The following is a 17545-nucleotide window of genomic DNA, read 5'->3' as shown; positions in this document are numbered from 1 at the left end:
AATATTTGATTATTTAAAATTTTAAATCAATACCAAACGTAAATGTTTGCATAATGGGGTAGAATTCCCCTCCAACAGAGCCGCTATATGCAACTTCGGGGTCATATCCCTTATAGAAATTACTGATGGTAAATAGGTTCTGTCCGCTTGCATACACTCTCAAGCTACCAATATTTAATTTCTTAGTCCATGAATTAGGTAAAGTATAACCTAAAACAACATTTTTCAAACGACAATAAGAGGCATCTCGTACCCATTTATCGGATTTTTGATAGTTAGGACCTGCATTAGCTTCAGGAACCAAAATGGGGTATGCTGCATCCTGATTATCCGGAGTCCATGAATCCATTTGATGTCTGAAAAGATTCGAACCGTTAGCAAAAGGTTTAAGACCAACTCCACTCATATAATTCACACGTTGCCCGACTCCTTGGAAGAAAGCTGTGAAATCAAAATTCTTCCAACCGGCATTTAACGTTACACCATATTCAAAGTGTGGGAACGGGTCACCAAGATATACCATGTCACGAGTATCAATTGTCATAGGGTCAGAGTCTTCACCCTGATAAGTTTTAACATACTTAACGAATCCCGGACGAGCATCCCCTAATTTAGGAGAATTGTTAACATCATCCCAATCTTTATAATACCCATCAGTCACATATCCCCAAATACCTTTGTTAGGATAACCCTCTACCATTGTTTTATCTTGAGAATTAAGTCCGTTTAGATTGGTTATTTTGTTGCGGTTGTCACTTAAAGTAAATGTTACCCCATACGTGAAGTCATTTAATTTATTTTTATGACTGACACTTACTTCCCAACCCTTGTTGGACATATCTCCTGCATTGGTATATGCTGGACTCATTCCTACATAGTATGGTAATGGAAACTTCATCAACATATCATAAATATTTTTGATGTAATAATCCGCTGTAACGCTTAACAAACCATTCCACAAACTAAAATCAATACCAAAATTTATTTGCTTTGATTTTTCCCAACTAATATCCGAATTGGCTAGTGTTGTTTGAGCCACACCTGATACTAATTCTTTATCTGCTTCTTCACCACCTAAATAGTATCCATATCCGGTTGCAATGGTTGCAGCATAAGGATAATTACCGATGTTCTGATTTCCTAAAAGACCGTAAGAAGCACGAACTTTTAAGAAGTCAAGTACTTTACGAGTAGATTTCATGAAGTTCTCTTCAGATATTACCCAACCGGCAGACAACGAAGGGAAAAATCCCCATCGATTATCTCTGGTAAAACGGGAAGAGCCATCGTAACGACCATTTACCTCCAGTAAATAACGTTGTTTGTAGTTGTAATTCAAGCGGGCATACCATGACATCATAGCCCAAGAATTTGCTCCACCGGAGGACGTTGCGGTTGCAGAATCTCCATTACCTAAATAATAACGCCCTAGATCGAAACCTCTTTTTCCACCAGAAAAGGAAGTATTCAGATTATCTTCTGCCTGGAAGCCGACTAATATTTTTCCATAATGGTCAAAGAATTTATTTTCATACGAAGCTTGTGCACGATAATAATTTCTAACGGTTTCACTCCAGCTTTCTGTCAGTGAATCATCTGTAGGGTATGATCCCATGATTTGACCTCTTAGAGACGTCGTATATGGAGTTATTAATGTACGCCCTCTACTTGTGGATTGACGGCGAGAATATTGTCCTACAAGCTCTAAGCCTTTGATAGGAGTAAGAGTTAATGTTCCGTTTACCACAGCATCTGTCCCTTTTGTTATTTTTTCTCCACTATCGTATGCTTGAGCTGTAGGATTCATACCATTCTTTCCATATCCCCAATTCCCATCTAGCTCTCTGGCAGCAGAAAGAGTGGGCAACATATATAAAGACTGATTGATAATCTGTTTGGGAGTACTCAAACCCGGATTTACTTTTTTACCTTGTCTTAATGCTGTTTCAATACTAAACTTAGCCCATGGAAGTATTTGAGCATCTGCATTTAAACGAAGGTTAGTACGACTATAATTATCATTAGGTATCAAACCATCTTGGTATAGGTAAGTACCAGAACCAAAGAAAGTCAGTTTGTCACTACCACCACTAATTGTTACATTATGGTTGTGCATGATTGAATGATTTTTCATCGTTTCATCTTTCCAATCGGTATCGTACCTGTTCCAATTATCCGGACGTAATGTTTTTTGTTCTTCTATCTGTTGCAGTTGTTGAGCTCTTTGCGCGTCGGATACTGTAATTTCTGCATTATCCCAAGCATTTAGTTCTGCTTGTAAATATTCCCATGCAGCTACAGGTTCAGGCATATTAGTTGGGCGCTGGATTGTTAGGTAACCACTATATGTCGTTGTTATTTTTCCTTTTTGACCTCTTTTGGTTGTAATAAGAATAACACCATTAGACGCCCGGGAACCATATATTGAAGCAGAAGCAGCATCTTTTAAAACAGAAATACTTTCTACTGTGTTAGCATCTACTTGATCGATACTCATTTCAATTCCATCAACCAAAACTAACGGATCCGTATTTGAATTAATAGAGCCGATACCGCGAATACGAATAGAACCACCATCACCACCAGGTTCACCTGAAGTCTGTTGAATAGTCACCCCTGGCATAGCACCTTGTAAGGCTGTAGATAAAGATGCTACACTTCTTTTTGTTATAGTTTCAGAACTAACAGAAGATACAGCTCCGGTTAATGTTGCTTTTTTCTGTTTAGCATACCCTACTACTATTGCTTCTTCCAACTGAATAGCGTCAGCTTTCATTTTTACATTTAGTACAGGAGCATTTGCTATCAGCTCTTCTGTGCGATAACCTACATAAGAGAAAACTAGTTTGCTCCCTTTTTTTACTTCAATAGAGTATTTTCCATTAATATCTGAAATTGTTCCTTTAGATGTACCTTCAACAAAGATACTTACTCCTGGCAATACATCGGACTCATCAGAGACGACTCCTTTTACGATTAAATTCTGTGCTTGTATACCGACAGAACTTAACATTAAAATTAAAAATAGAATTTTTCTCATAATATTAAATTTAGAACTAATTAGGATACGATATTTGTTATTTCTTCTAATGTTTTCCAGCACTGGTACAGCCCTCTTGGTACATGGAAACATCCTTTCCATTTTCCTCCTTTGAGTGGAAGTAACACTTCTCCTCTTCGATTCAGATATCCATACCATTCGGGATATTCTTTATCCTTGAAATGGCCCCACGTATAGTCATGTACTTTCTCAAACCACTCCAGGCATTGTTTGTCTCCCGTTAACTGATAACCTTTCAATAGAGAAATAAGCGTCTCAATATGCACCCACCAGAGTTTCTGATCCCACTCCAATTGTTGAGGTGGGCAACCATTACGATCCATAAAGTAATAAATGCCTCCATACTCCTTATCCCAGCCATAATTAAGCATTGTAAGGGTGGTCTCTTTGGCTTTCTCTATCAATTCCGGACGGTTCAGGCGTTTGCCCAGATCCATGATAAACCACATCGCTTCAATGGCATGTCCCGGAGTTACCTGACGGCCTTCAAAGCAGTCAACCAGGCTACCGTCGATATCTACATTTTCAACAATGATCCCTCCGAGTTCAGGACGGTAAAAAACTTCCATTACTTCGTGGATACAAGTTTCCATTGTTTCTTTTAGATAACTTTCATCTAAAAGATGCTCTATTTCCAGAGCCAGGTTACAAAGGATCATCGGCAAAGCAAAGTTCTTCAAATTGCGAGTACCCGGATGAAGCTTATTCCATTTGCCTTTCGGGTTATCCACTTTAGACAAGATGATATCGAAGGTTTTCCTGGCAATGTCTGCATATTCCTGATTGCCGGTGGCAAGACTTAACTGACCGAAAGCCATGGTAGCAAATGTATATGAAAAGATATTGTACGGTTCTACCAATGGTCTACCCGAACGGTCAAGGGAAAAATACCAGTTATAATTGCCGTCATGTCCATATTTTTTTAGGAATTCGCCCCCCTGAATGGCGCAGTCCAGCCATTCCTGACGTTTCTCCACTTTGTTGTAAAGCATGGAGAACATCCATACTTCACGACTTTGCAGCCAAATAAACTTATCCGTATCGAATACTTTTCCTTCACGGTCCAGACAGGTGAAGTAACCACCATACTCATGATCTTGTGAATGTTCAAGCCAGAAAGGAAGGACGTTGTCCAGAAGCTCATCCTTGTACAGACTTGCCAGTTTTTTGAAATCCATAATCGTATTTCCATTATAGATTGGTATGGGTAATTCAGCAGTTAAAGAGATGTCTGCTGAATGACCAATGTTATTCTTACTATCCATATTTATAAAATGTTAGTTTATTGTTATTAAGGTCTGTTTTATATTTATTCCGAACGGGTCCAGTATCTTTCAATCTCCTCCAGCGACTTCCCGGTGGTCTCCGGCACGAGTTTCCAGACAATCAGCATATATGGTACGCACATAACGGCGAACAGGAAGAATGTTCCGGCGGGGGTAAGGTTCTGGAGCATCCAGGGGGTTAACTGTCCGATCAGGTACGTTCCGATCCACAGAGCAAATCCTGCTATCGACATGGCTAGTCCGCGAACCTTGGTGGGATACATCTCCGAGAGGAGTACGAACACCACGGCACAGATGGATACGGCACAGCAGAATACATAGAACAGGAAGAAAATGAGCAGGAAGAGGCTGGATACTCCCAGGGAATCTCCGAAGAGGAAGTAAAGACCGATAAGGACCAGAGAGAGCACCATACCCGAAACTCCGTAATAAACCAGCTTCTTGCGGCCCACCTTATCGATGATGACAAGAGCCAGAACCGTGGTCAAAGTATTGACTAGTCCTACCAGAACTTGGTAAAAAAGAGAATCTCCTCCTGAAAGTCCTGCGTTTTCAAAGATAGAAGGGCCATAATAAAGTACTGCGTTCACACCCATAAACTGTCCTAAAATCGCAATACACACACCGATAATAACAGCTTTGAAAATTCCAGGCTTCATCAATAAAGACCATTCCGATTTTGTTTCAGAGGTCAGCACAGATTTCGTTTCATTTAATTGACTTTTCGCTTCTGTAATCGAATTATATATTTTCTCTAATATATTTACAGCTTTCAATTCCTTTCCACGTACGATTAACCAGCGGGGACTTTCCGGAATAAAAAATATGATAATGAAGAATAAGATTGCCGGCAATGTTTCCATACCCAACATACCTCTCCATACTTCAGTTATAAATATTTTATTCAACCAATCCACACTTAATTGCGTACCACTCTCCGCCCATGCCAATAATTGATAGTTAACTAAATAAGCTCCCAAAAAACCAACTGTTACAGCCAACTGATACAATGACACCAAACGTCCTCTATACTGCGCTACAGCTAGTTCTGATATATAAAGAGGAGAAACAATGGACACAACCCCTATTCCTACTCCACCTATAATCCGATAAACTACCAATTGGGCAAAATCGGCTGATAGAGCACATCCTAGAGCTGATGTGGAAAACAACACAGCTGAAATAACCATCGTAAGTTTTCTTCCTAACTTATCGCTTAAGATTCCAGCAAAAAGAACACCTACGATAGAGCCTACTAAAGCACATCCTACATACCATCCCTGTTGTAGTGCATCTAATTGAAAAAGTTGAGTCACTTGGGCAATTGTTCCCGATATAACTGCGGTATCATATCCGAACAAGAAGCCTCCCAATGCTGCCACAACAGAAAGGAATATAAGATAACCAAAATTGATTGTAGACTTCATAACATTTATTTTATTTCAAAATATTCTTTATATCTGTCATATAAATGACCAGCTTGTAGATAGGCTGATTGCGGACTCATAAAATGAGAAAATTCAAAAGTAATAGCCTTATCATATCCGGCACGTTTAGCTGCTTCCAACTTCATCCGAAGTTTATCAAACTTAATGGGTAGAAAACGAATTGGCATATCACGGTCAAAAGATTCGGCATTTGTCCAACATTGCATACCATACTTGTCTGCTAATTTTTTATTGACAGAAAAGAACGCATCCAATTCGTCATAATCAATATGCCCATCTTGAAATGCACATGCATCTACCACATCATGAATTCCATCAAAAATTTCATCCCATTCTTTTTCGTGTTGTTGTACAGAAACGGCATCTTCTTTAGTCATTTTTGTCGTTCCCATGATCGCTTTTTTGCCATCAATCCAAGGCGATATAAAAGTCGGTAATCCATTAGATATATCCTTACATTGTTTTCCTAATGCATGGAAAGCACCAATCGCCCCTTTCGTTGCCCGGCTTATTTCACCACTGATATACCATCCTCCAAAACTTTTATACTTGGAACCATAATTTTCCCAAACTTCATCAATTACATATTTGTTATCTTCCACTTCCCAGGTCATATCCCCTGTGTCCCAGTATTTACCCGAATCGTATAGTCCAAAATAGAATTTCATTCCATACTTTTCAGCTAAACGTAAAAACATATCCACCAAGTCAACGGAAGGCATATAACAACCTTTCTTCAATAAATAAGGAGAAGGAAAAGTGACAAACTTACGATAACCAGAACGGATCATTATTACTGTATCAATTCCTATATTTTTCATGTGCTGAAAATCCAAGTCCCATTCTTTCTCACCCCAGTTCTGATGTGGAATATCATGTGATATTTCATCCAAAAAAGTTCCGGTAATTTTTAAGCCATTGTTTTTAGGAACAATGAGTTTACTTTCCAAACCATCAGTTGCCACTACTGTACTGGCACTAGCTTTTGAAGTACAAGATTCAAACAAAGTTGGTACAGTCAAGGCTGACGCGCCAGCCAATGTGGCTTTTTTTAGAAAGTCTCTTCGATCTAATGTTTTCATATTAGTTTAATTAAAACAGCAGTTAACACTTATATTATTATTACCTATTGAATATATTGTCCTGTAATATCTACTTTTTTATTATTGAAAGGATCTAATATCTGATCAATCAAAATTGCCATTTCACTTCGTAGGATGTCTCGATTCATATCAAAGTCCTTCAATTCAAATTCATTCCATATCTCTTCTACCCTACCCTCTTTCATCTCAATACCTTCTTTTTCTGCAATCTCTCCTATTAGCTCTGTAGCTTTCTGAATTGATATGGTATTATTACCTTCGAATACTTGCTTATTGACAAAAGGATAAACATCACCCAATCCTTTCAACTCATTTGCCAATAATAATGTATCCGCTCTGAACCACATTTGATTTGACCAGTCAACACTTTTACCTATACCTTTTAATATACCTGTAGAGCCGATACGTTGTAGTGACTTAAACATTGGGTGATCTAACTCAACATCTAAATAAGGCAATAAATATCCTTTTCCATCCAAAATCGCATTTTGTACTTCCCGAACAGATACTTCTCTTATGTTTTTACCTTCTTTCACCGCAAGAGCTGCCAATGCTCCCGCTGCCTGCCCGATCTGCATAACCATCGGCTGCAAACGAGTGGTACCATTAATTATATTAGAAACAGATATTGATTTTTCAGCAACAATCAATCCTTCAACATCTTTCGGAATCAAAGTTCCTAAAGGTAAACCGTATGACGGTATCGGATGAAAATAAAGATTAGGCAACTCTTCATATCCATGATAACGCGTATGATGATGGTCCACAGGATAATTCCCCACGGCAATACAAGTACGATAAAGAGGTTGAGACTGCCTGAACGGTTCACAAGCATGATTTAAATCAAAACGTACTAGCCCATGGATTCTCCTAGACTCTCTATGGTAAGGAATAAATGGCAATTTGTCGGCTGTAGGATATTCATCGTCAGCCAAGCCCAATGTATTAAAACCTAATTCATGTTGCAGAAAATAAACGAAACACATCGTATAATGTTTTGCATATTTCAAGGCTTCTTCACGTTCCTCACGGGTCATTTCAATCAAGTTTACATAATAATCATTGCCTTCTATCGGCCAATTAATCATGTATTTATTATTAGGAAGTTTTCCATAAGTTATCATCATGTCTTTAGACCATACACGATCCGGTTCTTTAGGCGTGATACAAACATGACTGGCACAAGCACAAGCAAATTCATCCTTATTATATCCTTCAGGACAAGGAATAGTCACATCTTTACCATAATCTTTCAAGATTGCTACGTATGTAATATCCTGAACTATATTATTTTTCTCTTCCGGAGCGATATCTTCTTTTGTATCATGACGGCTTTCCATACCGACATCATATTTCACCCCGCACATTTTTGCTATATCCCCCAATTCAGTACCATCAATCAATATTTTAGCATGTATTTTTTTGATTGTATTATCTTTCATCTGAATTTGAGCAATCCAAACATCTTTCTCTCTTTCCAGCTTTACCAAGGTAGCATTATGCCATACTTTTAGATTTTTCTCCGCGTCAACCATTTCATGGAAAATTTTATTTCCGACTGAAGGTTCAAACAACACTGCACTCACCCAACCGGTTTTTAGAGAATCAAGTCCACCATAATAATCTGCCAAATGTTCGCGAAACTCACCAAACAAACCTGCCGGTAAATCATAGTTTCCGTCAACAGCACTTACGCCTGCAGATGTAAGCATTCCACCCAGCCATTCAGTTTCTTCTACTATCAATGTTGCAGCCCCCATTCGAGCAGACTGAATACCAGCAGTCACTCCACTGGCACCTCCACCAATAATTAGCACATCAACAGAATCATCTGAATGAGAGCATGCTGTAAAACACAAAGCAAATAATAAACACAGACCTAAAAAATAGTTTCTCATACTAAATTCATTTAAGGATATAGAGTTTTATTAATAATATCACGGTACAAATATAGCTATATTTATTAAATAAACAATAGATAATAAAATATTTTATTAATAAAATCATTATTTCTCGCATTATTAATTAATAGAAGGAGGAATTACCTCACAAATCATCTTATTTCATTTATTATATCCACAATCATCCATAGCTACATTATCCTATATATAAATCCATTACATAGTATATAGGAAATATAACATTCAAGATATTCTAATTTTCAAAGCTTCAAAACCACGTATTAATAAAAAAATTAATTATCTTTGTGTGAATTACCAAATATGCATAGTTATGAACCAACAATTCTTGAAAGAAATAGAAAAGGGCTCTAAAAGTGCTCTCGTCAAAAAGAGGATTATTACACATTATATATATAATGGAAGTTCTACAATTCCCGATCTTTCAAAAGAGCTGGATTTAAGTGTACCAACTGTCACCAAATTTATCGGTGAAATGTGTGATGACGGATATATTAATGATTATGGCAAATTGGAGACTAGTGGCGGACGCCATCCCAACCTCTATGGGCTTAATCCGGAATCCGGTTACTTTTTGGGTGTAGACATCAAAAGATTCGCCGTCAATATCGGACTGATAAATTTCAAAGGCGATATGGTAGAATTGAAAATGAATATACCTTATAAGTTTGAGAACTCAATCGAAGGGATGAATGAGTTATGCAAGCATATTCTCAATTTTATAAAGAAGCTCACTATTAATAAAGAGAAGATCTTAAATATTAATGTAAATGTGTCGGGACGTGTAAATCCTGAATCAGGGTATAGCTTCAGTCAATTCAATTTTGAGGAAAGGCCGTTGGCGGATGTATTATCCGAAAAATTGGGATATAAAGTAACCATTGATAATGACACACGCGCCATGACTTATGGCGAATACATGCAAGGCTGCGTGAAAGGAGAAAAAGATATCATTTTTGTGAATGTAAGCTGGGGAGTAGGTATCGGAATTATTATTGATGGTAAGATTTATACCGGGAAATCCGGATTCTCCGGTGAATTTGGACACATGAGTGCTTATGATAATGAGATAATCTGCCATTGCGGAAAAAAAGGTTGCTTGGAGACGGAAGCTTCCGGATCGGCACTTCATCGTATCTTATTAGAGCGTATTCAAAGTGGGGAAAGTTCCATTCTATCTACACGAATCGCCACAGAGGAAAACCCGATCACTCTTGATGAGATCATTGCCGCTGTGAATAAAGAAGACCTGCTTTGCATTGAAATTGTAGAAGAAATCGGACAGAAACTAGGCAAACAGATCGCCGGGCTAATCAATATCTTCAACCCGGAACTGGTCATTATAGGTGGAACTTTATCTTTAACCGGTGATTATATCACCCAGCCCATAAAAACAGCCGTACGCAAGTACTCTCTAAATCTGGTTAATAAAGATTCAGCCATCATCACATCTAAGCTGAAAGACAAAGCCGGCATCGTTGGCGCTTGTATGCTCGCACGCAGCAGAATGTTTGAAAGTTAGTTTTATCTTCTACGCTGGGAGAAAAAGTTATCTATAAAGCGAACGATATAGACTACGGCTACTCCGGCAACCACTAAAACAATAATACGACTCAACATAGATTACATTTTTATATTTCACATCTATTACATACGCAGGATTTCCCTTTTAAAATAAGAATAGGGAATCCTGTAAAAATTAGAACGCTGATTATTAATTAATAATCAGCGTTCTAATTTGAGAGCCGCTAGCCAGACTTGAACTGGCGACCTACGCGTTACGAATGCGTTGCTCTACCAACTGAGCTATAGCGGCGTTTGTCTCTCGTTTACGGCGTGCAAAATTACAGCTTTATTTGAGAAAACAAAAAGAATCCGATTATTTTTTGAGCATAATTTTTAAATCAACTTTTGTTGACGTAATCTAGAACTTTTCTTTGCGCTCAAATTTTCCGTCCTCGGTATAGTACTTCCATGTCCCCTTCGGTTTATTATTTGCATACTTTCCACGAAGCTTCAATGTCCCATCTTCATAATATTCACGGTAACGACCGTGACGTTTTCCTTCCTTTACTTCCACTTCACTCTTCAACGCTCCCTCCGGATAAAACTCCCTCAAAACGTTTCCTTCAAACTTTTCGACATAGAAACGCTTCAATTCGCTCATCTGTTCTTTTTCAGTTTCAGCATCTTCGTTCATTTCCTCATCATCTTCATCGGTAGCAATGGCAACAACCTCCTCCGGTTGATATGGACTGTAATCCATCACATATTGCAAAGAAGCTGACCGTCCATCTCCTATAACCTGCATAGTCCAGTAAGGAAACGAATACAGAATATCTTTATTGGATTGTATTTCATTCCATGTGGCAGGATTCATCATAGGTTTCAGTTGGGAATAAAACTTGTGCACATCCGTATATAAGAAAATGGTAGAACTTGACTTTAAATAGGAAAGCGCATTTTCAAATCCCGGATTATTTTTCAATAAATTCTTCTGCTCGTAATCTTCCACAAAAGAGAGCAAAGATGCAGCCTTATTACTAAAAACTACATAATCATCGACATAAGTATAATATGGCTTTTCAAATTTATCAAATAGTTTTCCAAAGAACAGGCGGAAAAAGCCTTTCATTTCGACGTAATTAATCTCGAAATCTTTATAATTAACCGTCTTTATCTTAACCGGACTGCGCCGCTTAATCTTCTTTTCTATTAATTCCATGTTCTTACGGGCATCTTTTATACTTTTAGCTCTGATAGCCAGAATTAGTTCTGGGTCATGCCCCAACAACCCCGGTTCGGATTGCGTAATAGCAAATTCTCCCGACATCCAACTCAAAAAGTTTTCTTCCAAAGATATTCCGAATAGCCCTTCAATCTTTTTCCGGGAACTTTGATAAGAATCATACAATTGTTTATTATGAACCGACATTGCATTCTCCAGCTCTTTTACAAAAGTTATCGGGTTGTTGAAACCTATATTGGTATAAAGAGCCGTCCGCCCGGACAGAATCTCATGCGCTTTCATTTTATGTTTTCCCGAATTCAATAAAGCAGTGACATAAGGATCGGCAGAATCTTTTCTCAACGTATACCCTTTCACTTCCATCCGCTCCTTATCCGTATTTAGGTAAAGTCCGGCAAAATTCATAGAATTGCTAAACAGATCAATGTATTCGTTTCTTGCCCCCAGATAAATAGACATGAATTGAGGTACGCGCGCATAATTAATAAAGACTCTGACAAGCCCCTTACCGGAAACCAACTTCTCCGTTTCAATAAAAGACTGGTCGAGTCCGATTTTGGGTTTATTACGCGAATCAATAGCCGACTCGACAAGCCCGGACGTATAAGATCCTACCAAATGATTATCCACAAAAGCAATATAGAAAATATCCCTTGTTTCGGGATCACGCATTTCAAGGATATTAATGCCGTTATGCATCCGGTTGGTGACAGTAAAGCCACTCATGACCAATACGGTTTCCACCTGGTCTTTCAATAAATCCATTTTCGATGTTTTCTGCATATCCAGAATCAGCAGAAAATCCCACTTTGTGGCACGAGTCTTGTGAAGCGAAATAAGCATATCCCGTTCACCAACAAGCGACAATAACACTTTATTGCTTTTGACTACCGAATCGAGCTTCTCTACACTCTCCGTTACTTCCTCGAAAGATTTCGCTTTCTTCAGACATTGCCATGTTTCACTTCCACTAAACTTTTCCCAATCTTCAATCGGGGCCGATGATTGAATGATAAACGCAGCATCTTCGGGAACCAGATAGATTTGCTGAATATTACGATCAGGTGAAACAAATAAATAAACTACGGAATATACAACATATACCGCCAAAGCTAATGCAGCCACAACTAAAGTTCTCTTTACAATTTTCGAGGTACTCTTTTTCTTCTCCGGGCCTGCATATTGCTCTTCCTGCCCGCAATTTAATCCATTCATTATTGTTCTGTTATAAACTTGAGTGGACAAAGATACTAAAAAAACTATTCTGAATAAAACATAAACCATTGACTCGTATCGTAAATATGTACTAACTTTACAGCATGAAAAAGAAATTCCAACTCGAAGTTCCGGGAGGAGCCGATAAAGTCTTGCTTCATACTTGTTGTGCTCCTTGTTCATCAGCCATTATTGAATGTATGATGCAACATCATATCACCCCCGTCATTTATTATTGCAATCCTAATATTTATCCGCAGGAAGAGTATATGATAAGAAAAGAAGAATGTACGCGCTATGCCCAATCATTGGGATTGGAGATTATAGATGCTGATTACGATCATGAAAACTGGCGATGTCACATAATAGGAATGGAGCAGGAACCTGAAAGAGGAGCACGTTGCCTACGTTGTTTTAAACTGCGTTTATTGGAGACAGCCCGTTACGCACACGAACATGGTTTCTCTGTAATTACCACGACACTTGCCTCCAGTCGTTGGAAAAGCCTGGAGCAGATCAATGAAGCCGGACAATATGCTACCGCCTCTTACCCGGATGTTACGTACTGGGAACAGAATTGGCGGAAAGGGGGACTTAGCGAACGACGTATTGCCATCATTAAAGAATATAACTTTTACAACCAACAATATTGCGGTTGCGAATTCAGCATGAGAAAAGAAGAATAAAACAAACCTGTCATCACCAGCCAATCAATGAATCAAAATAAAAAAGGTAAAAACAGAAAACTATTCAAAAATAAATCACACTCTAATAATAGATTAGGATGTATCATCGCCATTATTGTGCTCATTCCTATTCTTTTTGGTGTTTATTTGTATTGCCAGCAGATTAATATCCAGAAAAATAACGAACCGCAAACTGATACTTCCTTTCAAATTCCACCCGGTAAAGATCTGGAGACACCTATATCACTAGTTCCCCGGCAAGAACAAATCATCCGCCATAGCGGATATACGGTATCATACAACAAAGATTTAAAAATTCCCAACTGGGTTTCTTACGAATTAACAAGAAAAGAAACCAAAGGAAAAGAAAAAAGAGGTAATCGCTTTATTACCGATCCACTAGTGACAGGTCCGATTGCCACAAATGCCGACTATACCCGTTCAGGATATGACAAAGGTCATATGGCTCCCGCCGCAGATATGAAATGGAGTCCTGAAGCCATGAAAGAATCATTTTATTTCAGCAATATGTGTCCGCAACATCCACAACTAAACAGAAGAGGATGGAAAAATCTGGAAGAAAAGATCCGGGATTGGGCTATAGCAGACAGTGCCATCATTATTATATGTGGACCTATTATTGAAAAATATCCCAAAACAATCGGAAAGAATAAAGTCGTAGTCCCTCAAAAGTTTTTTAAAGTAGTCCTTTCTCCTTTTGTCAAGCCGATGCGAGCTATCGGTTTCTTATTTAATAATGAGCAGGCAGTAGAACCTCTATCATCCTATGCAGTAACAATAGATAGCATCGAGAACCTGACTAACATGGATTTCTTCGCACCTCTGCCCGATGAGATAGAAAACAAAATAGAAGCAGATATTAATTACTCCCTGTGGCCTAATTAAGTAGCAAAACTCGTTTCTCTGAAATGAATTCATTTCCTTGTGCCAATGGCATTCTAGTTACAAACAGACTCGCACTTCAATAAAAGGGAGTTGTTGTATTACTCTCAAGGTTTCCCATTGTAACGTCAAGAGATTGTCTTATTCCCACATATTGTGGGAAAGTATTCCCTTATTTTATGAGAAAACATTCCCATATATTGCGGGAAAATAGTCCCACAATATATGGGAATAATGGAACTACTCTGGAAACAAAAAGATAATCACAATGAAAACAAAGAGACACAATAAGCAGCTGAATAAATCAAGCAAGGCAGACGTAACGTGAAAGAATGAATTCACAATCGCACCGAAAGAAATATACTTTTGATGTAGTCGCCTTATGATTCATCCTAAAAAGAGAACACTCCTATCCAAATTCTTTTTATCTTTGACGAACTTTTTAAATACACCTCAAAAGATGAAGAAAAAAAAGAGAAATATTCTACTATCAATTCTAATCGGAGCATTCCTCCTTTGTGCAGTTGCCGGAGGCACCTTTTATTATTATCTGTTTGCCCCCCAATTTCACCCATCTAAAACCGTATATATTTATGTAGACCGGGATGATACTGCCGATTCTATTTACCATAAAATAAAAGAATTCGGGCATGTCAATAAGTTCACCGGATTCCAGTGGATGGCAAAATACAAGGATTTCGATCAGAATATCCATACCGGTCGTTACGCCATTCGCCCCAATGACAATGTTTATCATGTATATAGCCGTTTTTCCAGAGGTTATCAGGAGCCTATGAACCTTACTATCGGAAGCGTCCGGACATTAGACCGATTGGCGCGAAGCATCGGCAAGCAACTCATGATAGACTCTGCCGAAATCGCGAGCCAACTGTTCGACTCTACTTTCCAAGCTCAAATGGGATATACCAACATAACACTCCCCAGCCTTTTCATACCGGAAACCTATCAGGTATATTGGGACATGAGCGTAGACGAATTCTTCAAACGAATGAAGGACGAACACGAACGATTTTGGAATAAAGATCGCCTGTCACAAGCTACCGCCATCGGCATGACACCGGAAGAAGTCAGCACACTTGCTTCCATCGTTGAAGAAGAAACCAACAACAACGAAGAAAAGCCAATGGTAGCCGGATTGTATATCAACCGGTTACATCAAGATATGCCCTTACAAGCAGATCCCACCATCAAATTTGCCCTGCAGGATTTTGGCCTGCGCCGAATTACCAACGAGCATTTAAAAGTCAATTCTCCCTATAATACCTATATAAATACCGGATTACCTCCGGGTCCCATCCGTATTCCCTCTAAAAAGGGAATAGACAGCGTGTTGAACTATACCAAACATAACTATATCTACATGTGCGCCAAAGAAGATTTTTCCGGTACTCACAACTTTGCCTCCAATTACGCCGACCACATGGCAAATGCAAGAAAATACCGGAAAGCCCTGAATGAAAGAAAGATTTTCAGGTAAATTTGTGATAAAACGAACGGAAAAGCCTATCTTTGCCCGATAGATTAACAAACTGTGATCAACACTAAATAAAAGAAATAGATATGAGCAAGCAACTCTTACTTGGCGATGAAGCCATTGCACAAGCTGCACTGGATGCCGGACTTTCAGGCGTTTATGCCTATCCGGGTACTCCTTCAACTGAAATTACGGAATATATTCAAATGGCCCCTATAACGACCGAACAGAATATACACAACCGTTGGTGTGCCAATGAAAAAACAGCGATGGAAGCTGCGTTGGGTATGTCTTTCGTAGGTAAACGGGCATTAGTTTGTATGAAGCACGTAGGTATGAATGTAGCTGCCGACTGTTTCGTCAACTCTGCCATCACAGGCGTGAAAGGCGGATTGATTGTGATAGCCGCAGACGACCCCAGTATGCACTCCTCGCAGAACGAACAGGACAGCCGTTTCTACGGAGACTTCTCACTGATACCGATGTACGAACCAAGCAATCAGCAGGAAGCGTATGATATGGTATACAGTGGTTTCGAATTCTCTGAAAAAGTAGGCGAACCGATCCTGATGCGTATGGTAACCCGCCTGGCACACTCCCGTTCAGGAGTAGAACGCAAAGAGCAAAAGCCGCAGAACAGCATCTCTTTCAGCGAAGATCCGCGTCAGTTCATCTTGTTGCCGGGAAATGCCCGCAAACGCTACAAAGTATTGCTTGCCCGCCAAGACGAATTTATCAAAGCTTCAGAAGAATCGCCCTATAATAAATATACAGACGGTCCTAACAAAAAGCTGGGAATCGTAGCTTGTGGTATCGGTTACAATTATCTGATGGAAAACTATCCGGAAGGTTGCGAATATCCGGTACTCAAGATCGGCCAATATCCATTGCCTAAAAAACAATTGCATCAATTGATCGAGTCTTGTGACGAAATCCTAGTTCTGGAAGACGGACAACCCTTTGTAGAAAAACAATTGAAAGGTTATCTGGGTATCGGCGTTAAAGTAAAAGGACGCCTCGACGGTACTCTGTCACAGGACGGAGAGTTAAATCCGGACTCTGTAGCCCGTGCCGTAGGTAAAGAGAATAAATCGGAATTCGGTATTCCTTCTGTTGTAGAAATGCGCCCGCCTGCACTTTGCGAAGGCTGCGGACACCGCGATATGTATATCACGCTGACCGAAGTTCTGAAAGAAGAATATCCATCTCATAAAGTATTCAGCGATATCGGCTGTTATACATTAGGTGCAAATGCTCCTTTCAATGCAATTAATTCATGCGTGGATATGGGTGCTTCCATTACGATGGCAAAAGGTGCCGCTGACGGAGGTCTTTTCCCGGCTGTAGCTGTCATCGGCGACTCAACGTTCACCCATTCCGGAATGACCGGACTGTTAGATTGCGTGAACGAGAACGCCAGTGTAACCATCGTCATCTCCGACAATGAAACCACCGCCATGACAGGTGGACAGGATTCTGCCGGAACCGGACGCATCGAAGCGATCTGTGCAGGTATCGGAGTAGATCCGGCCCATATCCGTGTAGTTACTCCATTGAAGAAGAACTATGAGGAAATGAAGCAAATCATTCGCGAAGAAATCGAATATCGTGGTGTATCTGTCATTATCCCACGCAGAGAGTGTATCCAGACATTAGCACGCAAAAAAAGAAGTAAGTAAG

At 39.3% G+C, this 17545-nt stretch carries 11 protein-coding genes and 1 tRNA gene; 5 read left to right on the top strand and 7 right to left on the bottom strand.

Annotated elements, in window-relative coordinates:
- Positions 1-13: 13 nt before the first annotated feature.
- The 5 genes from DW862_RS11290 to DW862_RS11270 form a co-directional block, all read right to left on the bottom strand.
- On the bottom strand, positions 14-3013 hold the full coding sequence (locus DW862_RS11290) for a TonB-dependent receptor (protein ID WP_008017521.1): 3000 nt from the start codon (positions 3011-3013) through the stop codon (positions 14-16).
- Between the two features lie 47 nt (positions 3014-3060).
- Positions 3061-4239 carry an AGE family epimerase/isomerase gene (locus DW862_RS11285; RefSeq protein WP_120068304.1) on the bottom strand — a complete coding sequence of 393 codons (1179 nt, stop codon included), beginning with the start codon at positions 4237-4239 and terminating at the stop codon, positions 3061-3063.
- A 131-nt stretch (positions 4240-4370) separates the two neighbouring features.
- Positions 4371-5774 (bottom strand): sugar porter family MFS transporter, encoded by a 1404-nt coding sequence (locus tag DW862_RS11280; protein ID WP_120068201.1) that lies wholly within the window; start codon positions 5772-5774, stop codon positions 4371-4373.
- A 5-nt stretch (positions 5775-5779) separates the two neighbouring features.
- Complete coding sequence (locus DW862_RS11275) at positions 5780-6877, bottom strand: DUF4434 domain-containing protein (RefSeq protein ID WP_008644125.1); 1098 nt, start codon at positions 6875-6877, stop codon at positions 5780-5782.
- A 44-nt stretch (positions 6878-6921) separates the two neighbouring features.
- Entirely contained in the window at positions 6922-8796 is a 1875-nt protein-coding gene (locus DW862_RS11270) for an FAD-dependent oxidoreductase (protein WP_049702992.1), read from the bottom strand.
- Between the two features lie 334 nt (positions 8797-9130).
- On the opposite strand from DW862_RS11270, the gene DW862_RS11265 reads away from it, so the two are divergent.
- Positions 9131-10339: an ROK family transcriptional regulator gene (locus DW862_RS11265; protein ID WP_004307234.1), complete on the top strand. Its 1209-nt coding sequence runs from the start codon at positions 9131-9133 to the stop codon at positions 10337-10339.
- A 221-nt stretch (positions 10340-10560) separates the two neighbouring features.
- Here DW862_RS11265 and DW862_RS11260 read toward each other — a convergent pair.
- Positions 10561-10633, bottom strand: a tRNA-Thr gene (locus DW862_RS11260).
- A gap of 108 nt (positions 10634-10741) precedes the next feature.
- Complete coding sequence (locus tag DW862_RS11255; RefSeq protein ID WP_120068198.1) at positions 10742-12781, bottom strand: DUF3352 domain-containing protein; 2040 nt, start codon at positions 12779-12781, stop codon at positions 10742-10744.
- A gap of 104 nt (positions 12782-12885) precedes the next feature.
- Between DW862_RS11255 and DW862_RS11250 the strand changes: the two genes are divergently transcribed.
- The 4 genes from DW862_RS11250 to DW862_RS11235 all read left to right on the top strand — a co-directional run bounded on the left by DW862_RS11250 (position 12886) and on the right by DW862_RS11235 (position 17544).
- Positions 12886-13467, top strand: coding sequence for an epoxyqueuosine reductase QueH (locus DW862_RS11250; protein ID WP_004313253.1), 582 nt, complete (start codon positions 12886-12888; stop codon positions 13465-13467).
- 27 nt (positions 13468-13494) lie between these two features.
- The gene (locus DW862_RS11245) at positions 13495-14373 is read left to right on the top strand and encodes a DNA/RNA non-specific endonuclease (RefSeq protein ID WP_120068195.1); all 879 of its coding nucleotides are present in this window, start codon (positions 13495-13497) and stop codon (positions 14371-14373) included.
- A 457-nt stretch (positions 14374-14830) separates the two neighbouring features.
- The gene (gene mltG / locus DW862_RS11240; protein WP_120068191.1) at positions 14831-15868 is read left to right on the top strand and encodes an endolytic transglycosylase MltG; all 1038 of its coding nucleotides are present in this window, start codon (positions 14831-14833) and stop codon (positions 15866-15868) included.
- Positions 15869-15951: 83 nt separating this feature from the next.
- Complete coding sequence (locus DW862_RS11235) at positions 15952-17544, top strand: thiamine pyrophosphate-dependent enzyme (RefSeq protein WP_008644106.1); 1593 nt, start codon at positions 15952-15954, stop codon at positions 17542-17544.
- Position 17545 lies beyond the last annotated feature (1 nt).

This window comes from Bacteroides sp. AM37-9, from assembly GCF_003603455.1.
In the GTDB taxonomy this organism is placed as follows: Bacteria; Bacteroidota; Bacteroidia; order Bacteroidales; family Bacteroidaceae; genus Bacteroides; species Bacteroides xylanisolvens.
Note: the sequence above shows the minus strand (reverse complement) of the source record. Positions and strands in the feature narration are given on the sequence as shown.